The sequence below is a fragment of the Micromonospora okii genome (assembly GCF_020884795.1).
In the GTDB taxonomy this organism is placed as follows: domain Bacteria; phylum Actinomycetota; class Actinomycetes; order Mycobacteriales; family Micromonosporaceae; genus Micromonospora; species Micromonospora okii.
Genome location: NZ_BBZF01000015.1, coordinates 261281 through 285259, shown reverse-complemented (window position 1 = coordinate 285259; position 23979 = coordinate 261281). Strand labels below are relative to the sequence as shown.

At 72.8% G+C, this 23979-nt stretch carries 24 protein-coding genes and 1 tRNA gene; 14 read left to right on the top strand and 11 right to left on the bottom strand.

The features are described from left to right. Window positions 1–15: 15 nt before the first annotated feature. Complete coding sequence (locus tag LPU43_RS10780) at window positions 16–1320, bottom strand: serine/threonine-protein kinase (RefSeq protein ID WP_229400132.1); 1305 nt, start codon at window positions 1318–1320, stop codon at window positions 16–18. Between the two features lie 129 nt (window positions 1321–1449). Here LPU43_RS10780 and LPU43_RS10775 point away from each other — a divergent pair, with 129 nt between their 5' ends. Both LPU43_RS10775 and LPU43_RS10770 read left to right on the top strand, forming a co-directional pair. Further along, complete coding sequence (locus LPU43_RS10775; protein WP_229400131.1) at window positions 1450–1920, top strand: RrF2 family transcriptional regulator; 471 nt, start codon at window positions 1450–1452, stop codon at window positions 1918–1920. A 131-nt stretch (window positions 1921–2051) separates the two neighbouring features. Continuing rightward, window positions 2052–2954, top strand: coding sequence for a sulfite exporter TauE/SafE family protein (locus tag LPU43_RS10770; RefSeq protein ID WP_229400130.1), 903 nt, complete (start codon window positions 2052–2054; stop codon window positions 2952–2954). A 112-nt stretch (window positions 2955–3066) separates the two neighbouring features. On the opposite strand, the gene LPU43_RS10765 is transcribed toward LPU43_RS10770, so the two are convergent. From LPU43_RS10765 to LPU43_RS10755, 3 genes are all read right to left on the bottom strand, one after another. Continuing rightward, complete coding sequence (locus tag LPU43_RS10765; RefSeq protein ID WP_229400129.1) at window positions 3067–4506, bottom strand: pyridoxal-dependent decarboxylase; 1440 nt, start codon at window positions 4504–4506, stop codon at window positions 3067–3069. A gap of 297 nt (window positions 4507–4803) precedes the next feature. After that, complete coding sequence (locus LPU43_RS10760; RefSeq protein ID WP_305073921.1) at window positions 4804–5808, bottom strand: LLM class flavin-dependent oxidoreductase; 1005 nt, start codon at window positions 5806–5808, stop codon at window positions 4804–4806. Between the two features lie 56 nt (window positions 5809–5864). Beyond that, a complete protein-coding gene (locus LPU43_RS10755) occupies window positions 5865–6344 on the bottom strand; it encodes an Lrp/AsnC family transcriptional regulator (RefSeq protein WP_229400128.1) in 480 nt (159 codons plus the stop codon). Window positions 6345–6427: 83 nt separating this feature from the next. On the opposite strand from LPU43_RS10755, the gene LPU43_RS10750 reads away from it, so the two are divergent. Then, entirely contained in the window at window positions 6428–7606 is a 1179-nt protein-coding gene (locus LPU43_RS10750; protein WP_229400127.1) for a trans-sulfuration enzyme family protein, read from the top strand. 41 nt (window positions 7607–7647) lie between these two features. Here LPU43_RS10750 and LPU43_RS10745 read toward each other — a convergent pair whose 3' ends face one another. Continuing rightward, window positions 7648–8331 carry a transcriptional regulator gene (locus LPU43_RS10745; RefSeq protein ID WP_229400126.1) on the bottom strand — a complete coding sequence of 228 codons (684 nt, stop codon included), beginning with the start codon at window positions 8329–8331 and terminating at the stop codon, window positions 7648–7650. 100 nt (window positions 8332–8431) lie between these two features. Next, window positions 8432–8504 (bottom strand) — tRNA-Leu (locus LPU43_RS10740). Window positions 8505–8598: 94 nt separating this feature from the next. On the opposite strand from LPU43_RS10740, the gene LPU43_RS10735 reads away from it, so the two are divergent. The 11 genes from LPU43_RS10735 to polA all read left to right on the top strand — a co-directional run bounded on the left by LPU43_RS10735 (window position 8599) and on the right by polA (window position 21131). After that, window positions 8599–9219, top strand: coding sequence for an ANTAR domain-containing response regulator (locus LPU43_RS10735; protein WP_229400125.1), 621 nt, complete (start codon window positions 8599–8601; stop codon window positions 9217–9219). Between the two features lie 63 nt (window positions 9220–9282). Next, window positions 9283–10500 carry a hypothetical protein gene (locus LPU43_RS10730; protein WP_229400390.1) on the top strand — a complete coding sequence of 406 codons (1218 nt, stop codon included), beginning with the start codon at window positions 9283–9285 and terminating at the stop codon, window positions 10498–10500. A 260-nt stretch (window positions 10501–10760) separates the two neighbouring features. Beyond that, the gene (locus LPU43_RS10725; RefSeq protein ID WP_229400124.1) at window positions 10761–11921 is read left to right on the top strand and encodes a branched-chain amino acid ABC transporter substrate-binding protein; all 1161 of its coding nucleotides are present in this window, start codon (window positions 10761–10763) and stop codon (window positions 11919–11921) included. A 104-nt stretch (window positions 11922–12025) separates the two neighbouring features. Continuing rightward, on the top strand, window positions 12026–12976 hold the full coding sequence (locus LPU43_RS10720; RefSeq protein ID WP_229400123.1) for a branched-chain amino acid ABC transporter permease: 951 nt from the start codon (window positions 12026–12028) through the stop codon (window positions 12974–12976). Further along, window positions 12973–14082: a branched-chain amino acid ABC transporter permease gene (locus LPU43_RS10715; RefSeq protein ID WP_229400122.1), complete on the top strand. Its 1110-nt coding sequence runs from the start codon at window positions 12973–12975 to the stop codon at window positions 14080–14082. The genes LPU43_RS10720 and LPU43_RS10715 overlap by 4 nt, the downstream gene beginning before the upstream one ends. Then, window positions 14075–14920 carry an ABC transporter ATP-binding protein gene (locus LPU43_RS10710; protein ID WP_373321684.1) on the top strand — a complete coding sequence of 282 codons (846 nt, stop codon included), beginning with the start codon at window positions 14075–14077 and terminating at the stop codon, window positions 14918–14920. The genes LPU43_RS10715 and LPU43_RS10710 overlap by 8 nt, the downstream gene beginning before the upstream one ends. Then, on the top strand, window positions 14910–15620 hold the full coding sequence (locus LPU43_RS10705; protein WP_229400121.1) for an ABC transporter ATP-binding protein: 711 nt from the start codon (window positions 14910–14912) through the stop codon (window positions 15618–15620). Before LPU43_RS10710 ends, LPU43_RS10705 begins: the two co-directional genes overlap by 11 nt. A gap of 30 nt (window positions 15621–15650) precedes the next feature. Beyond that, window positions 15651–16556 carry an ABC transporter substrate-binding protein gene (locus tag LPU43_RS10700; protein WP_229400120.1) on the top strand — a complete coding sequence of 302 codons (906 nt, stop codon included), beginning with the start codon at window positions 15651–15653 and terminating at the stop codon, window positions 16554–16556. 6 nt (window positions 16557–16562) lie between these two features. After that, window positions 16563–17543 (top strand): amino acid ABC transporter permease, encoded by a 981-nt coding sequence (locus tag LPU43_RS10695; protein ID WP_229400119.1) that lies wholly within the window; start codon window positions 16563–16565, stop codon window positions 17541–17543. Window positions 17544–17596: 53 nt separating this feature from the next. Next, window positions 17597–18349 carry an amino acid ABC transporter ATP-binding protein gene (locus LPU43_RS10690; RefSeq protein ID WP_229400367.1) on the top strand — a complete coding sequence of 251 codons (753 nt, stop codon included), beginning with the start codon at window positions 17597–17599 and terminating at the stop codon, window positions 18347–18349. A gap of 82 nt (window positions 18350–18431) precedes the next feature. Then, entirely contained in the window at window positions 18432–21131 is a 2700-nt protein-coding gene (gene polA / locus LPU43_RS10685; RefSeq protein ID WP_229400118.1) for a DNA polymerase I, read from the top strand. Between the two features lie 45 nt (window positions 21132–21176). Here polA and LPU43_RS10680 read toward each other — a convergent pair whose 3' ends face one another. From LPU43_RS10680 to LPU43_RS10660, 5 genes are all read right to left on the bottom strand, one after another. Next, a complete protein-coding gene (locus LPU43_RS10680; RefSeq protein ID WP_229400117.1) occupies window positions 21177–21611 on the bottom strand; it encodes a MerR family transcriptional regulator in 435 nt (144 codons plus the stop codon). A 44-nt stretch (window positions 21612–21655) separates the two neighbouring features. Continuing rightward, window positions 21656–22405, bottom strand: a complete 750-nt coding sequence (locus tag LPU43_RS10675; RefSeq protein WP_229400116.1) for an SDR family NAD(P)-dependent oxidoreductase — start codon at window positions 22403–22405, stop codon at window positions 21656–21658. A gap of 120 nt (window positions 22406–22525) precedes the next feature. Beyond that, the gene (locus tag LPU43_RS10670) at window positions 22526–23005 is read right to left on the bottom strand and encodes a DUF3140 domain-containing protein (RefSeq protein ID WP_229400115.1); all 480 of its coding nucleotides are present in this window, start codon (window positions 23003–23005) and stop codon (window positions 22526–22528) included. Continuing rightward, window positions 22992–23213, bottom strand: coding sequence for a hypervirulence associated TUDOR domain-containing protein (locus tag LPU43_RS10665; RefSeq protein WP_229400114.1), 222 nt, complete (start codon window positions 23211–23213; stop codon window positions 22992–22994). Before LPU43_RS10665 ends, LPU43_RS10670 begins: the two co-directional genes overlap by 14 nt. Before the next feature lie 142 nt (window positions 23214–23355). Continuing rightward, window positions 23356–23958 carry a Uma2 family endonuclease gene (locus tag LPU43_RS10660; RefSeq protein WP_229400113.1) on the bottom strand — a complete coding sequence of 201 codons (603 nt, stop codon included), beginning with the start codon at window positions 23956–23958 and terminating at the stop codon, window positions 23356–23358. Window positions 23959–23979: the final 21 nt, after the last annotated feature.

Sequence of the window (23979 nt, the reverse complement as noted above, 5' to 3'; positions counted from 1 at the left end):
GCGGGTGCGGCGGGTTCAGGCGCCGGGGCGCGGCGGCGGGCCGCCCCGCCCGGTCGCCGGATCGGCCGGGGCGGGGGCGTGCGGCGCGGCACGGCCGGGAAGCGCGGTGGCGATCACCAGACGGACACCGTAGACCACGACGAAGGTCACTGCCCCGACGGCGGCGGCGGTGCCTGCGGCGGCCGACGCGACGTACCCGGCGGCCCCGCCGACCGCGCCGAGGAAGATGGCCGCCGAGACGCCCCACGCGTCGGCGTACTCCCGGCGCAGCCGCCGCGGCCAGGTCTCCCGCGCGGCCCCGCGCGGCCCGCCCACCACCGTCGCGGCCGACGCCGCCGGGACGGTCGCACCGGGTGCCGTCGGGACGGGCGCAGCCGGCGACGCCGGGACGGTCGCAGCCGGCGACGCCGGGGCTGCCGCCGTCGCGCCGGTCGTCGGCCGGCCGGCGACCGGGTGGGTGGCCGCCGCGTCGGTGCCCGCCCGCAGCGCCGCCTGGATCGGCACCGGCGCGCCGGCCTGCGGGGCGTGCCCCAGCAGCCGCAGCAGGACCTGCGGGGCCGCCGGCCGGGCCCGGTGGTCCTTGTCCAGGCAGCGCCCGACCAGCTCGACCAGCGGGCCGGGCAGCCCCGCCAGGTCCGGCGGGTCGTGCAGCACCCGCATCATCACCGCCACGACCGCGCCGGTGCCGAACGGCGGCCGGCCCGTCGCGGCGAACGCGATGGTCGCCGCCCACGCGAACACGTCGCTCGCCGGGCCGATCTCCTCGTCGCGGAACCGCTCCGGCGCCATGTACGGGGCGGTGCCCATGATCCTGCTGGTCATCGTCTCGGTGGCGTCGAGGGCCCGGGCGATGCCGAAGTCGATGACCCGGGGCCCGTCCGCGCCGAGCACGACGTTGTCGGGCTTGAGGTCGCAGTGCACCACGTCGGCCTGGTGGATCGCCGCGAGCGCGGTGGCGGTGCCCACGGCCAGCCGGTGCAGGGCGTTGCCGCCGATCGGGCCGTGCTCCTCGACGTGCCGTTGCAGGCTCGGGCCGTCGATGTACTCGCTCACCACGTACGGCGGGTCGCTGTCCACGTCGGCGAAGAGGATCTGCGCGGTGCAGAACGGGGACACCCGCCGGGCGGCGTCGATCTCCTTGGCGAACTGCCGCTTGGCGCGCGGGTTGTGGTGCAGCTCCAGGTTGAGCATCTTGACCGCGGCCAGCCCGCCCCGGTGGTCGCGGCCCAGGTAGACGACGCCCTGGCCGCCCGCGCCGAGCCGACCCAGCAGCTCGTAGGCGCCCGCCCGGTCCGGATCACGCGGACCCAACGGTGTCATGCCGGGTATGGTGCCACGACCGCGCCACGGTGGGGGGCTCGCCCGATCGGCGGCACGGACGACACCGGCTCGACCGTTCGGCCGAGGGGCGGCGGTCCGGCCGGTCGACGGGCCGACTAACCTGGCCGTATGCGTCTCTCCGCCCGGGTCGACTATGCCCTTCGCGCGGCCGCCGAACTCGCGGCCGTCGGCGACGGCACCGGGGCCGGGCGGCCCCGCCCGGTTACCGCCGAACAGATCGCCAAGGCCCAGGAGATCCCCCCGAAGTTCCTGGAGAGCATCCTGCTGCAACTGCGCCGGGGCGGGATCGTGCACGCCCAGCGCGGCCCCGAGGGCGGCTACTGGCTGGCCCGGGCGGCGGCCGACATCTCCCTCGCCGAGGTGATCCGGGTCATCGACGGGCCGCTGGCGCACGTGCGGGGCCAGCGCCCCGAGCAGCTCGGCTACCTGGGCGCCGCCCGGGCGTTGCAGGACGTGTGGATCGCGCTGCGCGCCAGCGAACGGGAGATCCTCGAGCTGGTCACCGTCGCCGACGTGGCCAACGGGACGCTGCCCGATCGGATCCGCGAGCTGGCCGCCGACCCCGACGCCTGGATCTGACGGGCCCGATCCCGTCCCGCCGCACCGGCCGTGCGGCGCGTCCCACCAACCGATAGGGGCTTGACCCGGGGGGTCCTCGTGCCGCATTGTCGACCAAGTCGATAGGAGATGCCGAAAAGTAGGGGGCGCTCGTGCGCAAGCTGTTGGTCCTCGCCCTGGTCGGGCTCGTCGCGCAACTCGTCGACGGCTCACTCGGTATGGCCTACGGGCTGACCTCGTCCACCCTGCTGCTGGTCGCCGGCGTCGCGCCGGCCGCCGCGTCCGCCTCGGTGCACCTCGCCGAGATCGGCACCACGCTCGCCGCCGGGGTGGCCCACTGGCGGTTCGGCAACGTCGACTGGCGGGTGGTCGCCCGCATCGCCGTCCCCGGCGCGCTCGGCGCCTTCGCCGGCGCCACCTTCCTCAGCTCGATCTCCACCGAGGCCGCCGCGCCCTGGATGGCCGCGATCCTGTTCACCCTCGGCGCGTACCTGCTGGTGCGCTTCTCCCGGCCGCTGCGCGCCAACCGGGCGGCCGGGCGGCTGCGCGGCCGCTTCCTCGGCCCGCTCGGCCTGGTCGCCGGCTTCGTCGACGCCACCGGCGGCGGGGGATGGGGCCCGGTGGCCACCCCGGCGCTGCTGGTCTCCGGCCGGATGGAGCCCCGCAAGGTCATCGGCTCCGTCGACACCGCCGAGTTCGTGGTGGCGGGCGCGGCCAGCCTCGGCTTCCTGATCGGCCTCGGCACGGAGGGCTTCCTGCTGCCCACCGTCCTCGCGCTGCTCGCCGGCGGCCTGATCGCCGCCCCCGTCGCCGCCTGGCTCGTCCGCATCGTCCCGGCCCAGCTCCTCGGGGCCACCATCGGCGGCGTGATCGTGCTGACCAACGCCCGCACCCTGACCGAGGCCGGGGGCCTGCCCGGCGGCGCGCGGTGGGCGGTCTACGGCGTGCTCGCCGCCGGCTGGGTCGTCGCCGTCGTCCTGGCCGTCCGCGCGCTGCGCCGCACCCGCCGCGCCCGTGCCACGGTCGAGGCCGCCGACGTTCCCGTCCTGGTCTGAACGTCCACGCCCGGTGTCATCCGGCCGGGCGTTCCCGATGTCGTGGACGACTCAGCTCCAAAGCGTCGACGGTGAACGCCCCGAGGCCCCGGCACCCGGGCGCGGCGTGTGATCACTGCAGCCCGGTCAGCACCGTCCCGGCGGTCTCGGCGAGCAGCTCCCACGCCCCGTCCACGTGCTCCCGGGTCGTCAGCGGCGAGCCGATCGCCAGGCGCAGCGTGTACCGGCCGGCGACCCGGGTGTGGGTGAGCAGCACCCGGCCGGTGGCGTTGACCCGGGACAGCAGCTCAGCGCTGGCCTCGTCACCGGCGGCGAGCCGGAAGCAGACCAGCGAGAAGGGGTGCGGCGCGGCGAGGACGAACCGGTCGTCGGCGCGGACCCGGGCGGCGAACCGGTCGGCGAGCGCCACGTGCCCCCGGATGTGCGCCCGCAGCCCCTCGACCCCGTACCAGCGCAGCACGAACCACAGCTTCAGGGCGCGGAACCGGCGGCCCAGCGGCACCTGCCAGTCCCGGTAGTCGACCACCGCGCCGGCCTCGGTCGCCGCGTTGCGCAGGTACTCCGGCAGCACCGTCAGCGCCTCCACCAGCTCGCGCCGGTCGGCCACCCAGAACGCGTCGCAGTCGAAGCCGGTGAGCAGCCACTTGTGCGGGTCGAAGCAGTACGAGTCGGCGTACTCCAGGCCGACGTGCGACCAGCGCAGCTCGGGGCAGACCGCCGCCGCCCCCGCGTACGCGGCGTCGACGTGCAGCCAGACGCCATGCTCCGCGCAGATCGCGCCGATGTCCGACAGCGGGTCGACGGCGGTGGTGGACGTGGTGCCGATCGTCGCGACCACGATCGCCGGCACGTCACCGGCCGCCACGTCCGCCCGGATCGCCGCGCGCAGCGCGTCGGGGCGCATGGCCAGGGTCTCCGGGTCGACGTCGACCGTCCGCACCCCGTCGCGGCCGAGGCCGGCGATCCGGGCCGCCTTCTCGATCGACGAGTGGCCCTCGGTGGAGGCGTACACGCGGTAACGGCGGTCGATCCCGGCCTCGCGCCACCGGCCCCCGCCGGCCCGGTGCAGCGCCGCGAGGGTGGCCACCAGGGTCGCCGAGGAGGCCGAGTCCTGGATCACCCCGCCACCGGCGCCCGTGGAGCGGAACCGCTGCGGCAGGTCGAGCAGCCCCGCCAGCCAGTCCATCATCACCGTCTCCAGCTCCGTGCAGGCCGGGCTGGTGGCCCAGAGCATCCCCTGCACGCCGAGCCCCGAGCTGACCAGGTCGCCCAGGACGCTCGGGCCGGAGGTGTTGGCCGGGAAGTAGCCGAAGAAGCCGGGGTGCTGCCAGTGGGTGAGCCTCGGCGCGACCAGGGAGCCCAGATCGGCCAGCACCGCCTCCACCGGCTCGCCGTGTGCGCTCGGGCCGGCGGGCAGCGCGGCGGCCAGCGACCCCGGCGGTTCCGTCGAGGCGACGGGGCGCTGGTCGAGCGTCGCCCAGTAGTCGGCGATCCAGTCGACCACCGCGTGCCCGGCCCGGCGGAACTCCTCGGGGTCCATGTGCTCAGCCATCCGCCAAGTCGACCAAAGCCCGCCACGGCGGGCAAGGCCCCGGCGGGGAAGCGCCCGGCGGTTGCCACGGGAAAACGGTGCCCTGGCATCCGCCGGAAACACCCCGAACGGCAGGCACCGGGCCGCAGCCGCGGAATCCGCACAGCTCCGGCCCGGTGCACCACACCGCGGCACCCCCGACCCGTCCCGACCAGGGAGTGCCTTACCACCACCGCGACCAAAGCTACGCGGCGACATCGACGCGGGGGTGACGCCCATATGAAGATCGTGTTTCGGGCTTCCCCCCGGTGGCTGTCCCTACCGGCGCAGCCCGCCCGCCACCTCGTCCGCGATCAGCTCGTACGAGCGCACCCGGTCCGCGACGTCGTACACCAGCGTGGTCAGCATCAGCTCGTCCGCGCCCGTGCGGGCCAGCAGGTCGCCGAGCTGCCGGCGCACCGTCTCCGGCGACCCCAGCGCCTGCCCCTCCCGCCGGGCCAGCACGAACTCCCGCTCCACCTCCGTGTACGGGTACGCCGCCGCCTCGTCCGGCGTGGCCAGGGGCTCGGGCCGTCCCGAGCGCAGCTTCAGGAACGACAGGGCACTCGGCCCCGCCAGCCACTCCGCCCGCTCGTCGGTGTCCGCGCAGACCGCGTTCACCGCCACCATCGCGTACGGCTCCGCCAGGAACCGCGACGGCCGGAAGTGCTGCCGGTACAGCGCCAGCGCCGGCAGCGTGTTCTGCGCGCTGAAGTGGTGCGCGAACGAGAACGGCAACCCGAGCAGTCCGGCGAGCTGCGCGCTGAACCCGCTGGACCCCAGCAGCCACACCGCCGGTTGCAGGCCCCGACCCGGCGTCGCCGTGATCGGCCCCGGCCGCTCCCCGGAGAAGTAGTTCATCAGGTCCGCCAGCTCCCGGGGGAACCCCTCGGCCGACAGCCCCTCCATCGTGCGGCGCAGCGCCAGCGCGGTCACCTGGTCGGTCCCCGGCGCGCGCCCGATGCCCAGGTCGATCCGGCCCGGGTGCAGCGCCTCCAGGGTGCCGAACTGCTCCGCCACCACCAGCGGCGCGTGGTTGGGCAGCATCACCCCGCCCGAGCCCAGCCGGATCGTCGAGGTGCTCGCCGCCAGGTGCGCGAGCAGCACCGCCGGCGCGGAACTCGCGATCGACGGCATGTTGTGGTGCTCGGCCACCCAGAACCGGTGGTAGCCCAGCTCCTCGGTGCGCCGGGCCAGCTCGGTGGTGTGCCGCAGGGCCTCGCCGACGGGGGCGCCGGCCGCGACCGGGGCAAGATCAAGAACAGACATCGGTACGTCGATCACGGGACCATCCAACCCGCGCCGCGCCGGAATTGTTCCCCTCGCCGGTTACGTGTGCCTCAGCCCATCCCGCGCGCCTGCTCGAAGATCAGACTCGTCTGGGTGTGCGACACCGCCGGATCCACCGCCAGGTGGTCCAGCACGAAGTCCCGCAGCGCGTCCCCCGAGGCCGCCCGCACGTGCAGCACGTAGTCCTCCGCGCCCGCCACGTGGAACACCGACACCACCCCCGGCAGCCGCACCGACCGGGCCCGGAACGCGTCCACCGCCGCCCGCTCGTGCGCGGTCAACCGCACCGACACCAGCGCCTGCAACGGCAACCCCACCGCCGCCGGGTCCACCTCCGCGTGGAACCCCCGGATCGCCCCGCTCTCCCGCAGCGCCCGCGTGCGGGTCAGGCACGTCGACGGCGCCACCCCCACCCGGTCCGCCAGCGCGTTGTTCGGCAGCCGGCCGTCCGCGGCCAGCTCGGTCAGGATCGCGCGATCGACGTCGTCCAGGGCGGCGAACGGCCGCACATCATTCGGTGCGAGAGGCATTCACCCATCCTGCTCCGAATCATCGGATTGTCAAAGAGCCTCGTACAGAATGTTCTGCGGTTCTCTTGCCCTCCATTGCCCTGATGTTCGACGCTTCCCGCATGACGACCATGGACACCAGGGCAGTACACGCGGGCCGCGCCGACCTCGCCGCCCTCGGCGTCCACGTCCCACCCATCGACCTGTCCACCACCAACCCGCTGCCGTCGGTCGCCGAGGGCGGCGACGCCTACGAACTCCTCGCCACCGGCGGACCCCTCCCCGCCGACGGCAGCGCCGTCTACCAGCGCCTCTGGAACCCCACCGTCGCCCGCTTCGAGACCGCCCTCGCCGAACTCGAAGGCACCCCCGCCGCCGTCGCCTTCGCCAGCGGCATGGCCGCCCTCACCGCCACCCTCCTCGCCGCCACCCGCGACGGAAGACGACACGTCGTCGCCGTCCGCCCCCTCTACGGCGGCACCGACCACGTCCTCGCCACCGGCCTGCTCGGCACCGACGTCACCTGGGCCCACCCCGACGCCGTCGCCGCCGCCGTCCGCCCCGACACCGCCCTCGTCATCGTCGAGACCCCCGCCAACCCCACCCTCGACCTCGTCGACATCGCCGCCCTCGCCACCGCCGCCGGCGACGCCCCCCTGCTCGTCGACAACACCGTCGCCACCCCCGTGCTCCAGCAACCCGCCCGGCACGGCGCCGCCCTCGTCCTGCACAGCGCCACCAAGAGCATCGGCGGCCACGGCGACGTCCTCGCCGGCGTCGTCGCCTGCGACCAGCACTGGGCCGCCCGGCTGCGCCAGGTCCGCGCCCTCACCGGCGCGATCCTGCACCCCCTCGGCGCGTACCTGCTGCACCGCGGCCTACAGACCCTCCCCGTCCGGGTCCGGGCCCAGTGCGCCGGCGCGGAGAAGCTCGCCGCCTGGCTCTCCCGCCACCCCGCCGTCGCCCGCGTGCACCACCCCAGCGTCGACGACCCCGCCGGCCTCGTCGGCCGGCAGATGACCGGCACCGGCAGCCTGCTCGCCTTCGAGGTACGCGGCGGCGCGCCCGCCGCCGCCACCGTCGCCGCCACCTGCCGGCTGATCACCCACGCCGTCTCCCTCGGCGGCGTCGACACCCTCGTCCAGCACCCGGCGTCGCTCACCCACCGGCCGGTCGACGACGACGCCAAGCCCGTCGGCGGGCTGCTGCGGATCTCCGTCGGCCTGGAGGACCCGGAGGACCTGCGCGCCGACCTGGAACAGGCGCTCGCCGCGCTCGGCTGAGCGGGGGGGTGCCGGGTCAAGCGGCGGTCCCGCCCAGCGGGTCAGGACTTCGGGCCGACGTGCCGGTCCAGCGCGGCGACCGCCTCGCGGCGCGCCACCGACAGGGACCACGGAAGGTTCATCCGCCAGGCGATCCCGAGCAGGTCGAGGGACCACTGACACAGCGACATGATGTCGGTGGACCGGTTGGAGAACATGTAGCGCGGATAGACGTAGTCCTTGCCGCGCACGGTCACCCGGTTGGCGAACCGGCAGCCGTCGGAGTGGAACAGGCCGCGCACGAAGTCGCCGGGGTGGGCGGCGACGATCTCGCGCTGCCAGTCGGCGAGGACGATCGGCCGCTCGTGCTTCTTCCCCGGCCCGTGCTGCGGCAGGAGGCAGGGCCAGTGGGCTCCGCTGCTCTCGACGGAGACGCACCCCTGCTTGGGAATCCGCTGCACCTTCGCCGCCAGCACGGCGAGCATCGCCTGCTCACACGACTCGATCAGGCCCGGGTAGGTGGTCGTGCAGGAGATGCGGAGCACCGGTGCCTTTCCGGAGGTGACGAGGTGCCCGTCGCCCAGGTACAGGCCGAGAAGATACGCATAGGCATCCGAATGTGTCGGCTTGTCGACCTCGGGTGAGCACCGGAAGCAGCGTCTCGCGGTGCCGACGAGGGCTCGTTCGGGGCGGTCGACACACCAGTGCCAGACAGTCATGTAGGGCAGGGACAGCGAACGGGCCACGGAACGTATGTTGTGGCCCTCCGCGCGGAGTTCGCGGGCCCGAGCCCGCACGTCGGGTGGGTGCACGGGGTCATCTTCGAACGCCCGTACGACAGATTTGTGCCCCCGGTGGGATTCGAACCCACACTGTATGGATTTTGAATCCATCGTCTCTGCCGTTGGACTACAGGGGCATTCCGTGGTTCGGCCCCCAGAGCGTACCCACTACGCTAGTGACGGCGACACCCGGCACCGCGGGTGTCGGGGTCGAACTGGTGGGAGTGGCTCGTGGCCGAGACGCGGACGGATGCCGAGCGCAGGCGGGTGTTGATCGCCGAGGACGAGGCGCTCATCCGGCTGGACCTGGCCGAGATGCTCGTCGAGGAGGGCTACGAGGTCGTCGGCGAGGCCGGCGACGGCGAGACGGCCGTCCGCCTCGCCGAGGAGTTGAAGCCCGACCTGGTCATCCTCGACATCAAGATGCCGATCATGGACGGGCTGGCCGCCGCCGAGCGGATCGCCGGCGCCCGGATCGCCCCGGTGATCATCCTGACCGCGTTCAGCCAGCGGGACCTCGTGGAGCGGGCGCGGGCGGCCGGCGCGATGGCGTACCTGGTGAAGCCCTTCCAGAAGAGCGACCTGGTGCCGGCGGTGGAGATCGCGCTGTCCCGGTACTCGGAGATAGCCGCGCTGGAGGCCGAGGTCGCGGGCCTGACCGACCGGCTGGAGATCCGCAAGACGGTGGAGCGCGCCAAGGGTGCGCTGATGACCACGTACGGGATGACGGAGCCGCAGGCGTTCAAGTGGATCCAGCGCACGGCGATGGACCACCGGATGACCATGAGGGAGGTCTCGGAGCGGATTCTCGCCGAGACCGCCGGCGGCGAGGTGGCCGCGCCGGCCTCCTGACCGTTTCCCGCCTCCGGGCGTCGGGGCCCGCGCGGCCCGGGATCGATCGATACGATCCGCTTCATGTCCCCTCGCCGCGCCCGGGCGGTGCTCGGCGTGGTCGTCGCCGGGCTCGTGGCGCTGCCGGTCGGTTGCCGGTCGGTGCCGGGCCCCGCGCCCGCCACCGGGCCGCTGCGCCCCGACTGGCGGGAGGTGACCCTGCCGGTGCCGCCGGGCGCGGCCGGCCGGTTGGTGCTGCGCGACGCGGCGGCCTGCGGCGGGCGCTGGTTCGCGGTCGGCGGGGTGGCCGACGTGGCGGGCGGGACGCGGCCGGCGGCGTGGTCCAGCGCGGACGGGATCTCCTGGTCGGCGCTGCCGGTGCGGGGCGAGTCGTTCTACGGTCGCCAGCACGTGCTGTACGCGGTCGCCTGCCGGGACGGCCGGATCGCGGCGCTGGGGGCGAAGAGCGGCGGCGTGCACGGCAACCCGCGCACGGGCACCTGGGTGCAGCGGCCGGACGGGTCGGTGCGCGAGGTGCCGGCGGGGTTCGAGCTGTTCGGCGGGCAGCGGGCGGTGGCGGCGGGGCGGCTGGCGGCGGGGCCGGGCGGTTGGCTGATCGCCGGGGCGCGGGTGGACGGGGCCGCGGTGTGGACGTCGCCGGACGCGTCCGGGTTCGCGATCGTGGAGGGCGCGCCGGAGTTGGCGGGCGACGCCCGGGGCCGCACGACTGCGTACGACGCGGTGGCGGGGCCGTCCGGGTGGTTGGTGGTGGGCTCGCTGCTGCCGGCCGGTGGTGCGGCGCTGGCCCCGCTGGCGTGGACGTCGGCGGACGGGCGGGCGTGGCGGCGGGCCGAGTTGCCCGTTCCGGACGGGCGGGGCCTGGCGCAGCGGGTGGTCCTGCTCGACGGGGAGCCGGTGGCGGTGGGTCCGGTGCGGGCCGGCTTCGCGGCGTGGCGGCCGGTGGGGGAGTCCGGCGCGTCGGGGTCGGGCCGGGCGGCGCGATGGCGGCGGGTGGGCGGGTTCGGGGCGGCCGGTGCGGGGGTGCTGTCGGTGGTGGGTCTGACGGCGGTGGGGCGGGGGTTGGTGGCGGTCACCGGGGACGGGGCGGGTCGGCGGCTGTGGGCCTCGGTGGACGGTGGCGTGTCGTGGCGAGCGGTGACGGTGCCGGGCCCGGCGGCGGTGCGGGACGACGGGGACACGGCGGTCGCGGTGGCCGGTGTGGAGCGTCGGCTGTTGTTGCTCGTGGACGACGGTCGGGCGTCCCGTGTCTGGTGGGCGGTGCCGCCGACTACCGGTCGGTAGCGGGCGGTCCCGGGCAGCGCTCGTTACCGATGTGCGTGACGTGAAGAAATTTCGGGATCGAAATTTCTTACAGCGATCGTCTTCGCTCCGCCACGGCGTGTAACGGTTCGATCAACCCCGCTGGCTGGGCCTTACGTCACAGCTTCCGGGTGGGATAACGTCCCGCCCCAGACCGGCGACGACGGTCTGGTTCGTCCGCCCCCGCAAGAGCCAATGGGTAGCGGGTGGTTCGGGCCATGGGACGGAGGAGGGTTCGGGCCTTGAGGCAGAAGCTCGCACGCGTGATCGGTGGCGTCGCCATGCTGGCGCTCGTCGCCGGTGGCACCGCTTGTTCCAGCGGCGGCGACGAGGAGGAGGCCGGGGGCAGCGCCTGCGGCAGCAAGATCGCGTTCTTCGGCGCCCTGACCGGCAGCTCGGCCGCGCTCGGCATCAACGAGAACAACGGCGTCAAGCTCGCGGTCGACAAGTACAACAAGGAGAACGCGGACTGCAAGGTCGAGCTCGTCGAGCTGGACTCGCAGGGCAGCCCGGACCAGGCCCCGCAGCTCGCCCAGAAGGCGATCGACGACACCAAGCTCCTGGGCGTCGTCGGCCCGGCCTACTCGGGTGAGTCCGAGGCCGCCGGCCCGCTGTTCAACGAGGCCGGTCTGGTCACCATCACCGCCTCCGCGACCAACCCGACCCTGGCCAAGCAGGGCTGGAAGACCTTCTTCCGCGCGGTCGGCAACGACCTGAGCCAGGGCCCGGCGGCCGGCAACTACATCAAGAGCGTCCTCAAGGCCGACAAGGCGTACGTCATCGACGACCAGTCGGCGTACGGCGCGGGCCTGGCCGACGAGGTCAAGAAGGTCCTCGGCCCGGTGGTCGTCGGGTCGGACAAGGTCCAGGGCGAGGGCAAGCAGACCGACTTCTCCGCCGTGGTCACCAAGGTGAAGGCCGCCAACGTGAAGGCCGTCTTCTACGGTGGCTACTACCAGGAGGCCGGTCTGATCCGTAAGCAGCTCACCGCTGCCGGGGTCACCGCGCCGCTGATCGCCGGCGACGGCGTCAACGACGGCGGGTACATCACCTCCGCCGGCCAGGCCGCTGCCGAGGGCACCATCCTGACCTGCCCCTGCCAGCCGTCCACCGAGGCCCGGGGCACCTTCGCCGCGGACTACAAGGCCCTCAACGGCGTGGACCCGGGCACCTACAGCGACACCGCCTACGACGCGGCGACCATCCTGCTCGCCGGGATCAAGGCCGGCAAGACCACCCGCGAGGGGCTGCTGGAGTTCGTGAAGAGCTACAGCGGCGAGGGCGTCGCCGGCAACTACAAGTTCGTCGAGGGTGGCGAGCTGGACCCGACGCAGGTCAAGGTCTGGGCGTTCAAGGTCAAGGGCGGCAAGGTCGTCCCGGACCAGGAGATCCCCAAGTCCTGAGGCCGGTCGCTGCGACAAGCGATTGAGCAGTGATCGCGGGTGCGGCCGGGAGCTCGCTCCCGGCCGCACCCTCTTTTTCTTCCCACCTGACGGAGTGTCCTGCCTTGGACTTCGACGGACTCTTTTCCAACATCGGCACCCTGACCACGACCGGCCTGACGCAGGGGGCGATTTACGCCCTGGTCGCGCTCGGCTACACGCTGGTCTACGGCGTGCTCAGACTCATCAACTTCGCCCACTCGGAGGTCTTCATCGCCGGCGCGTTCGCCGCGATCTGGACCTGGAACGGGTTCGGCCTGGACCAGGACTCGTCGGTGAGCGGGCTCGGGTCGATTTTGTTCTACCTGCTGGTGGCCATGATCGTCGCGGCGATCGCGTCGGCGGGCACTGCGACGGTGATCGAGCGGGTGGCGTACCGGCCGCTGCGCAGGCGCAACGCGCCGCCGCTGGCCTTCCTGATCACCGCGATCGGCGCGTCGATCGCGATCTCCGAGGCGTTCGGCGTCTACACCCGCCGCCTGCCGCAGGGCGCCCCCCAGTTGGTCAGCCCCAAGCCGCTGTTCCACCTGTTCGGGGTGCCGATCGACGGGGTGCAGCTACTGACCATCGGCGCCGCGCTGGTGATGATGATCTGCCTCGACCTGTTCATCAACCGCAGCCGGACCGGCCGGGGCATCCGGGCGGTGGCGCAGGACGCCAACACCGCCGCGCTGATGGGCGTGAACAAGGACCGGGTGATTCTCATGGTCTTCATCGCCGGCGGCTCCATGGCCGGCGTGGCGGGCCTGCTCTACGACGTGCGGATCCAGACGCTGACCTACAGCGTGGGCTTCCTGCTGGGGCTCAAGGCGTTCACCGCCGCGGTGCTCGGCGGCATCGGCAACCTGCGGGGCGCGCTGCTCGGCGGCCTGCTGCTGGGCGTGGTGGAGAACTACGCCTCGGGCCTGTTCGGCAGCCAGTGGAAGGACTTCGCGGCCTTCGCCGTCCTGGTGGTGCTGCTGATGTTCCGGCCGACCGGCCTGCTGGGTGAATCGCTGGGGAGGGCACGGGCATGACGACCGTCCTGGACAAGCTCCGTTCCGGCCGCGAGGCGGTCGGCGAGCGCTGGCACCACGCCCCGCGCTGGGTGCGCTGGGTGCTGCTGGCCGCGCTGATCGTGTTCTTCTACGCGCTGCCGAACAAGGAGTTCTACCAGTACCTGGGCCCGATCCCGACCCCGGGCGCGAACTTCACCCAGGTGCTGTTCACCATCTCGATCTACGTGCTGCTGGCGGTCGGGCTGAACATCGTGGTCGGCTTCGCCGGCCTGCTCGACCTGGGCTACTTCGGCTTCTTCGCCGTCGGCGCGTACACCGTGGCGGTGTTGACCTCGCCGAGCAGCGACATCAAGACGCTCTGGCCGTGGCTGCTGGTGGTGCCGATCGCGATCGGCCTGACCATGGTCTCCGGCGTCATGCTCGGCACGCCGACCCTGCGGCTGCGCGGCGACTACCTGGCGCTGGTGACCCTCGGCTTCGCCGAGATGATCCGCATCGCGGCGACCAGCTCGACGTTCCTCAAGGGGCAGCGGGGCTTCAACCAGATCCCGCACCCGCCCGGCGAGTACGCCGACGGCAAGCCGTTCTTCGGCGTGCTCGACGCCCGGCCGTACTACTGGCTGGTGCTCACGCTGATCATCCTGGTGGTGATCGGGGTGCGGAACCTGACCCACAGCCGGGTGGGCCGGGCCTGGATCTCGATCCGGGAGGACGAGGACGCGGCCCAGCTCATGGGCGTGCCGACGTTCAAGTTCAAGCTGTGGGCGTTCGCCGCGGGCGCGGCGATCGCCGGCCTGGCCGGCGCGCTCTTCGCGGGCAAGCAGAACTTCGTGAACTCGCAGAACTTCGAGCTGCTCAACTCGATCATCATTCTCGCCGCGGTGATCTTCGGCGGGTCGGGCAACATCGTCGGCGCGATCGTCGGTGGCGGCCTGGTGGCGTACATGATCGAGCGGTTCCGCGGCATCGAGCTGTTCGGCATCGAGCTCTACGAGTACCGGTTCCTCTTCTTCGGCCTGGTCCTCGTGGTAATGATGATCTTCCGGCCGCAGGGCCTCATCCCGAACCGACGACGGGCGGCGGAGTTCAAGGACCGTCGCAAGGAGGTGATCGTCGGTGAGTGACACCGAACAGACCCCGGCCGTTCCGGCCCAGGCGGGCGCCCCCGCCGTCGAGACGGTGGCGCGGCGCGAGCCGCTGCTGGAGGTCGACCACGTCACGCTGCGCTTCGGCGGCGTCGTGGCGCTGAACGACGTGGACTTCACCCTCTACAAGGGGGAAATCCTCGGCCTGATCGGGCCCAACGGCGCCGGCAAGACCACCTGCTTCAACGCGATGACGGGGATCTACCAGCCCACCGAGGGGCAGATCCGGTTCCGCGGCCAGAAGATCAGCGGCAAGAAGCGGCACCACATCACCAAGATGGGCATGGCGCGGACGTTCCAGAACATCCGCCTCTTCCCCGAGATGACCGCGCTGGAGAACGTCCAGGTCGGCGCGGACGCGCACCACAAGACCAGCGTGGTCGCCGCGCTGCTGCGGCTGCCGCGACACTGGAAGGAGGAGCGCGAGGGCCGGGAAAAGGCCGAGCGCCTGCTGGAGTTCGTCGGCATCCGGCACCGGATGCACGAGTTCGCCCGCAACCTCTCGTACGGCGAGCAGCGGCGCCTGGAGATCGCCCGCGCGCTGGCCACCGATCCGGTGCTGCTGTGCCTGGACGAGCCCGCCGCCGGCTTCAACCCGGCGGAGAAGGAGGAGCTGCTCCAGCTCATCCGGCAGATCCGCGACACCGGCGTCACCGTGCTGCTGATCGAGCACGACATGCGACTGGTGATGGGCGTGACCGACCGGATCGTGGTGCTGGAGTTCGGGAAGAAGATCGCCGAGGGGCTGCCCGTCGAGGTGCGGGACAACCCGAAGGTGATCGCGGCGTACCTGGGGGTGCCGGACGATGCTGCTTGAGATCGAGGACGTGAGCCTGCTCTACGGGCGGATCCAGGCGCTGCACGGCATCAGCCTGACCGTGGCCGAGGGCGAGATCGTCGCCCTGATCGGCGCGAACGGCGCCGGCAAGTCGACCACCATGCGGGCGATCTCCGGCATCCGGCCGATCGCCTCCGGCGCCATCCGGTTCAACGGCGAGGACATCTCCAAGCTCCGCGCGGACCTGCGGGTCCGGCGCGGGCTGTGCCAGGCGCCCGAGGGCCGGGGCATCTTCCCCGGCATGACGGTGCTGGAGAACCTCGACATGGGCGCGTACACCCGGCGGGACCGGGCCGGCATCGCGCAGGACCTCGACCGGGTGCTGACGCTCTTCCCCCGCCTCGCCGAGCGGCGCAAGCAGCACGGCGGCACCCTCTCCGGCGGCGAGCAGCAGATGCTCGCGGTGGGTCGGGCGCTGATGAGCCGGCCGAAGCTGCTGCTGCTCGACGAGCCCTCGATGGGGCTGGCGCCGATGCTGATCCAGCAGATCTTCACCATCATCACCGAGATCAACCAGCAGGGCACCACGATCCTGTTGGTGGAGCAGAACGCCCAACAGGCGCTGGCCCGCGCCCACCGGGCGTACGTGCTGGAGACCGGCCGGATCGTCAAGGCGGGCACGGGCGCCGAGCTGCTGCACGACCCGGCGGTCAAAGAGGCGTACCTCGGCGTGGCCTGACCGGCCGACCCTCAGTAAGGAGTTCCCCTCATGTTCCAGCTCAACGGTGGTCGGCGGGCGGCGTTCGGCGTCGCCGGCGCGGCCGTGCTCCTGCTCTCCCTCGCCGCGTGCGGCGAGGAGGAGAGCACCGAAAAGCCCGGTGCCGGCCCCTCCGTCAGCGCCTCCGCGGACTCGTCCCTGGCCGACAGGGTGCCGGCCGCCATCAAGGCCGACGGCAAGATCGTCGTGGGCACCGACTCGACGTACGCCCCGGCGGAGTTCCTCGACTCGGACGGCAAGACGGTGATCGGCTTCGACGTGGAGCTGTTCAGCGCGGTGGCCCAGAAGCTCGGCCTGAAGGCGGAGTTCGTCTCGGCCCCGTTCGGCGACATCATCACCGGCGTCAACTCCGGCAAGTACGAGGTGGGCGTCTCGTCGTTCACGATCAACGACGACCGCAAGGGCCAGGCCAACATGGTCAGCTACTTCCAGGTCGGCACCCAGTGGGTGACCAAGAAGGGCAACCCGGCCGGCGTCGCCGTCGACAACGCCTGCGGCAAGAAGATCGCCGTGCAGAAGGACACCGTCCAGGTCGAGGACATCCAGAAGCGCTCCAAGGCGTGCACCGACGCCGGCAAGCCGGCGATCACCGTCGACCAGTTCCCGGGGCAGGACGCCGCGACCGCCGCCGTGGTCTCCGGCAAGGACGACGCCATGCTCGCCGACTACCCGGTCGGCGTGTACGCGGTGACCCAGTCCAACGGGGTCCTCGACCTGCTCGACAAGCAGTACGAGGCCGCGCCGTACGGCTACGTGGTGGGCAAGGACCAGGCGGCGTTCGCCGAGGCCGTCCGGGACGCCACGAAGGCGCTCATCGCCGACGGGTCGTACAAGACGGTGCTGGACAAGTGGAAGGTCGCCGACGGGGCGATCACGGACCCCGCGGTCAACCCGTAGCGCGACATGAAGTCCGACGAAGCGACAACCGTACGGGCGCGGCCGGAGCCGATCCGCGCCGTGCCCGTGCGGCACCCGGGGCGCTGGGTCGCGGTGGCCGTGCTGGCCGTGCTCACCGCGATGTTCGTCCACCTGCTGACCACCAACGACGCCTTCAACTGGTCGTTCATGGTGGACAAGATGTTCCGCCCGCCGATCATCGAGGGCCTGCTGCGCGGCACCGTGCTGATGACGGTCAGCGCGATGCTGATCGGCATCACCCTCGGCGTGGTCGTCGCGGTGATGCGGCTGTCCGACAACCCGATCCTGCGCGGGGTGGCCTGGCTCTACACCTGGTTCTTCCGAGCCGTGCCCCGGCTGGTGCTGCTGGCCGTCTTCGGCAACATCGGCATCCTGTGGAGCCGCATCGAGTTCGGGGTGCCGTTCGACACCCAGCTCGGCCAGCTCTTCGGCATCGACAACCTGGAGCTGCGGCTGTTCGGCTTCTCCTCCCGGGACGTGCTCACCGGCTTCATGGCCGGCCTGCTGGGGCTCGCGCTCTCCGAGGCGGCGTACATGGCCGAGATCGTCCGGGCCGGCATCCAGTCGGTGGACCCCGGGCAGACCGAGGCCGCCCAGGCGCTCGGCATGGGCCGGGGCCAGTTGCTGCGCCGGGTGGTGCTGCCGCAGGCCATGCGGGTGATCATCCCGCCGACCGGCAACGAGACCATCGCCATGCTCAAGGACACCTCGCTGCTGCTGTACGTGCCGGTCAGCGTCGAGCTGTTCTTCCAGCTCGACGCGGTCGGCAAGCGGACGTTCCAGATCTTCCCGATGTACGTCGCGGCGTGCCTGTGGTACCTGTTCCTGACCAGCATCCTGCTGGTCGGCCAGTACTTCCTGGAGCGGCACTTCGGCCGGGGGCACGGCAGCGCCGGGCGGGCCCGGCTGCGGCTGCGGGGGATGAACGCGGAGACCGGCGGGACCCCGGGGAAGGTGGAGCCGTGAGCGAGCTGGTCGTCCCCGCCCAGGCCGACGCGCCGGCCGCCGGGTCGGACGTGATGGTCCGGGCCGAGCAGGTGCACAAGTCGTTCGGGCCGCTGGAGGTGCTCAAGGGCATCGACCTGGAGGTCCGCGCGGGGGAGGTGTGCTGCCTGCTGGGCCCGTCCGGGTCCGGCAAGTCGACCTTCCTGCGCTGCATCAACCACCTGGAGAAGATCGACGCCGGCCGGATCCGGGTCGACGGCGAGCTGATCGGCTACCGGGAGCGCGGCGGGAAGCTGTACGAGCTGCGGGAGCGGGAGGTGGCCGCGCAGCGCCGCGCCATCGGCATGGTGTTCCAGCGGTTCAACCTCTTCCCGCACATGACGGTGCTCCAGAACGTCGTCGAGGCGCCCGTGCTGCTGGGGCAGGAGAAGAAGGCCGCGGCCCGGGAGCGGGCGGCGACGCTGCTGGACCGGGTGGGGCTGGGCGACAAGCTCGGCGCGTACCCCGCCCAGCTCTCCGGCGGCCAGCAGCAGCGGGTGGCGATCGCCCGGGCCCTGGCGATGCGGCCGAAGCTGATGCTCTTCGACGAGCCGACCAGCGCGCTGGACCCGGAGCTGGTGGGCGAGGTCCTGGACGTGATGAAGGACCTGGCCCGCGACGGCATGACGATGATCGTGGTGACCCACGAGATCGGCTTCGCCCGGGAGGTCGGCGACTCGCTGGTCTTCATGGACGGCGGCGTGGTGGTGGAGGCCGGCGACCCCCGCGAGGTGATCGCGAATCCCCGCCACGAGCGGACCCGGTCCTTCCTGGCCAAGGTGCTCTGACCGGCGTCCCGGCGCGGGGGCCGCCCGCGCCGGGACGTGCCGGTGTCCCGGCTTGTCACAGTCCCGGACTAGAGTCGCTGCCGTGACAGCTACGACGCCGCGCCTGCTCCTCGTCGACGGACACTCCCTGGCATACCGGGCGTTCTTCGCCCTGCCGGTGGAGAACTTCTCCACCACCACGGGGCAGCCGACGAACGCCGTCTACGGCTTCACGTCCATGCTGATCAACGTGCTGCGCGACGAGCGGCCCACCCACATCGTCGTCGCCTTCGACGTGTCCCGCCGTTCCTTCCGCACGGAGAAGTACGCGGAGTACAAGGCCGGCCGCAGCGAGACCCCCGCCGACTTCAAGGGCCAGGTCAGCCTGGTCAAGGAGGTGCTGGCCGCGCTCCAGGTCCCGGTGGTGGAGATGGAGGGGTACGAGGCCGACGACGTCATCGCCACCCTCGCCTGCCAGGCCCGCGACCAGGGCATGTCGGTGCTGATCTCCAGCGGCGACCGGGACGCCTTCCAGCTCGTCGACGACAACATCACCGTGCTCTACCCGCGCAAGGGCGTCTCCGACCTGGCCCGGATGGACGCCGCGGCCATCGAGGCGAAGTACGGCGTCGGGCCCCAGCGCTACCGCGACCTGGCCGCCCTGGTCGGCGAGACCAGCGACAACCTGCCCGGCGTCCCCGGGGTCGGGCCGAAGACCGCCGCGAAGTGGATCAACCTGTACGGCGGGGTCGACGGGGTCGTGGCCCGCGCCGACGAGATCAAGGGCAAGGCCGGCGAGAGCCTGCGCGAGCGGCTCGCCGACGTGATCCGCAACTACGAGATCAACTGCCTGGTCTCCGACCTGGAGCTGCCGATCCGCCCCGAGGACGCCCGCTGGACCGGCTGGGACCGCGAGGCCGTGCACCAGGTCTTCGACACCCTGGAGTTCCGCATCCTGCGCGACCGCCTCTACCAGTACCTGGAGTCCGTCGAGCCGGAGGCCGAGTCGGGCTTCGACCTGGCCGGCGAGGTGCTCACCGAGCCGGGCGCGCTGGCCGGCTGGCTCGACGCGCACGCCCCGGCGGGCAGCCCGGTGGGGGTGGCCGTCAAGCTCGACACCGGCCCGAACCGGCGGCACACCGCCTCGGTCCTCGGCCTGGCGCTGGCCACCGGCGGCGGCGCGGCGGCCTGGGTCGACCCCGCCCGCCTCGACGCCGCCGACGAGCCCGCCCTGGCCGGCTGGCTGGCCGACCCCGCCCGCCCCAAGGTGCTGCACGACAGCAAGCCGGCCGTGCTCGCGTTCGCCGCGCACGGGTGGGAGTTGGCGGGCATCGCCCGCGACACCCAGATCGCCGCCTACCTGGCCCGTCCCGACCAGCGCTCGTACGACCTGACCGACCTGGCGCTGCGCTACCTGCACCGGGAGCTGCGGGTCGACGTCCCCGACACCGGGCAGCTCACCTTCGAGGGGCTCGGCGGCGACGGGGAGGCGGAGCAGAACCTGATGCTCCAGGCGCGGGCCACCCTCGACCTGGCCGACGCCATCGACGCGGAGCTGTCCCGCGACGGCGAGCAGTCCGCCCGGCTCATGGCCGAGGTGGAGCTGCCGCTGATGCGGGTGCTCGCCGGCATGGAGCGGATCGGCATCGCCGCCGACAACGACTACCTGCACGAGCTGGAGGCGCACTTCGCCGGCGAGGTGAAGGCCGCCGCGCAGGCCGCGTACGAGGTGGTCGGGCGGGAGTTCAACCTCGGCTCGCCCAAGCAGCTCCAGGAGATCCTCTTCGGCGAGCTGAACCTGCCGAAGACCAAGAAGATCAAGACCGGCTACACCACCGACGCCGACGCCCTCCAGTGGCTCTACGCGCAGACCGAGCACCCGCTCCTGCACCACCTGCTGCGCCACCGCGACGTGGCCAAGCTGAAGTCGACCATCGACGGCCTGCTCAAGGCGGTCTCCGACGACGGCCGCATCCACACCACGTTCAACCAGACCGTGGCCGCCACCGGCCGGCTCTCCTCCACCGAGCCCAACCTCCAGAACATCCCGATCCGCACGGAGGAGGGGCGGCGCATCCGCCGCGCGTTCGTGGTGGGGGAGGGCTACGAGTGCCTCCTCACCGCCGACTACAGCCAGATCGAGATGCGGATCATGGCGCACCTGTCGTCGGACGACGCGCTGATCGAGGCGTTCAACTCCGGCCACGACTTCCACGCCGCCACCGCCTCGTCGGTCTTCGGCGTGCCGGTGGAGCAGGTCACCGCCGACCAGCGGCGCAAGATCAAGGCGATGAACTACGGCCTGGCGTACGGGCTCAGCGCGTTCGGCCTCTCCCAGCAGCTCGGCATCACCGCCGAGGAGGCGCGCGGGCTGATGGAGAACTACTTCGCCGGGTTCGGCGGGGTCCGCGACTACCTCCAGGAGGTCGTGGCCCGGGCCCGGCACGACGGCTACACCTCCACCGTCCTGGGCCGCCGCCGCTACCTTCCCGACCTGGTCAGCGACAACCGCCAGCGCCGGGAGATGGCCGAGCGGATGGCCCTCAACGCCCCCATCCAGGGCTCGGCGGCCGACATCATCAAGGTGGCGATGCTGCACGTCGACGCGGCGCTGCGTGACGCCGGGCTGCGCTCGCGGATGCTGCTACAGGTGCACGACGAGCTGGTCTTTGAGGTCGCCCCCGGCGAGCGGGAGGCCCTGGAGGAACTGGTCCGCGCCCGGATGGGCGACGCGTACCCGCTGTCGGTGCCGCTGGAGGTCTCCGTCGGCGAGGGCCGGGACTGGAACAGCGCCGACCACTGAGGCTCTCGTCGGCGGTTCCCGGGCAGCCCGACCCGCTCCGGGCGGTCAGGCTTGATCCTTCCGCGGGTCGGGCTGCCCGGGAACCGCGACCAGGCCGAGCCCGACGGGATGCTCCAGGTCGACCACACAGGCCGCGGCGGCGTCGTGCAGGGCGGCGGCGAGCCGGTCGCGGACCGCCACCTGGGCGGCGATCCGCGACTCCAGCACGGCCAGCCGTTGCAGGCCGACCCGGACGCCGGCGGGGGACGGCGCGGCGGCGGCCACGTCCCCGTCCAGGCAGGGCAGGAACAGCCGCACGTCGTCGAGGGTCAGCCCGGCGTCGAGCAGGCGACGGATGTTGCGGACCCGGGTGGCGGCGCGCTCGTCGTAGTCGCGGTAGCCGTTCACCGCCCGCTCGGCGGCGATCAGGCCCTGCGCCTCGTAGTGCCGCAGCGAGCGGGGGGTGCAACCGGTGATCCTGGCCAGCTCGCCGATCCGCACGCGCCCGTCCCCCGTCCCGTCACGGTGACCGGCCTCCGGGCCGATCAGGCGACCACCGCCGCCCCGTCCACCGGCAGCACCACCCCGGTGACGAAACCCGCCGCCGGGTCGCAGAGCTGCCGGATCGCCCACGCTACGTCCTCGGGCCGACCGATGCGGCCCAGGGGAGTGCGGGCGAGCTGCCACCGGCGTACCGCCGCGCGCTGCTGCGGGGACAGGCCCTGGTGCTCGTCGATGGGCGTGTCGATCGCGCCCGGTGCCACCGCCACCACCCGGACGCCGCGCGGGGCCAGCTCCACGGCCCAACTCCGGGTCAGCGAGTCGAGGGCGGCCTTGCCCGCGGCGTAGACGGCCGAGCCCGGCCAGGCGCGCTGCCCGACGGAGGTGGTGACGTTGACGATGGTCCCCCCGGTCACGGCCAGCGCGTCCACGGCCGCGTGGGCCAGCCGGACCGGCGCGAGCAGGTTCGTGTCGAGCTGCCGCCGGGCCGCCGCCTCGTCCCACTCGGTGAGCCGGCCGCCCCCGGCGATCCCGGCGTTGTTGACCAGCACGTCCAGTCGCCCGTACCGCTCCAGGGCCGCGTCCACCAGCCGGCCCGGCGCGTCGGCGGCGGTGACGTCGGCGGCCAGCGGGGTGATCAGCGGGTGGCCGGCCGCGGTCTCGGTCAGCGGCCCCGTGCGGCGGCCGACCGCGAGGACGTGGGCGCCGTCGGCGCTGAAGGCGCGGGCGGTGGCCCGGCCGATGCCGGTGCCCGCGCCGGTGACGAGGATGACCCTGCGCTCTGCGTCGTTCATGCCGCTGATGCTCCGACCCTGCCGCCAGTGGCAGGGTCAAGCGGTCGTCGGCACAGTGTCGCGCGGCCGGCGGCGGGAGTCGTGCGGCCGCCGGACGTCGGGCCGTCGGTCGCGCGGCCGTCAGCGGGGACGCGGTTCGTCGCGGGCGTGTGTCCGGCGGGGCGCGGGGCCCCGGCCCGGTCCCCGGCGCTCCTCGGGCGGGGCGCCGTGCCGCTGGAGGGCCTTGCGGGACGGGCCGCCCGGCGGCGGGAGCGGGGCCTTGACGGGGTCGTGGCCCCAGTTCATCAGGGAGTACCGCCAGCGGGTCTCCCGGACGTCGCCGCTCGGGCGCTGCGCCATGTGCCGTCGGACGTAGCCGACGACCTTGCGCATGTGCTTGTAGTCGGCCTCGGAGAGCTGGTCCCGCTTGCGGCGCAGCAGGTCGATGATCCTTCGGCCGGACTCGTGGCCGACCGACTCCCCGCCCTTGGTGCCCTCCTTCCGCCAGCCGACGTGCTTCGACTCGTCGCTCTCCAGCCAGCTGTGCAGCTCGCGGGGGGTCATGTTCACCGCCTCGGTGAACTCCCGGTAGGTCTGCTGCGGATCGTCACTTCGGCTCATGGCGCAGCACCTCCGGACGGTGGGCGACGTCCCGCCCCGAGTCGTCGTTGCGGATGCGGTACTGCGGGGCCTCCGGCGAGGCGTTCACCGCGTGTCCGCGTACGTGTGTCCGCTCGGTCAGCCTCTCCTCGACCACGCCGTACGCCCGGCCGCTGTGGCTGGCCCAGGAGACGTGGTCGCCCGCGCGGAACTCCTCCTTGTCGGCCATGCCGTGCGGGTACCCGGGGGCGGCGGCCGGAAACGACGCCGGCCGGCCGGTCGGCACGTCGGTGAGGTGGGATGTTCCGGGGGCGGGCGCAGGCGCGATGCCGCCGACGTGGAGCCGACCCAGGGCGGGCCGTCACCGGCCGTCAGGGGGTGATCTCGGCGATCGGCAGCTTGATGTCGAAGGGCTCGGTCAGCTCGATCACGTCGGCGCTGTCGGCCACCAGCTCGTACTGGCGCTCGCCGCCCGGCCCGATCCGGTCACTCAGCCGGTACGCGTACAGGTGCACCGGGCCCTGCTCGACGCGCCAGTAGAAGGGGATGCCGGCGGCGGCGTACTCGCCCGGCTTCGCGAACCGGTCCACCCGACGGGTGCCCGGGGAGACGATCTCGACGGCGAGGACGACGTCCTCGGGGCCGACCTGCGAGGCGGTGGAGGCGATCTCGGCTCGGCAGACGAGGACGTCCGGCCTGCGGCTGCTGTTGCGGGACAGCCGTACACCGACGTCCTGGGCGGCACGGAACTGCCGTGGTGCGTGGGTGTGCAGCCACAGCCGCAGGAGGAAGGAGATGTCCTGGTGGCCCAGGGTGGGGGAGGGTGTCACCTGGATGACTCCGTCGACGAGTTCGACGCGGGGGGCGTCGTCCGGCAGGGTGAGCAGGTCGTCCAGCGTGTAGTCGGCACGCTGCTGCCGGATCGGGTCCGGACACCAGGGGCCAGGTGGTGTCGCGATCGGCTCGGCGCTCATGGGGCCAGCGTAGTCGCGCGC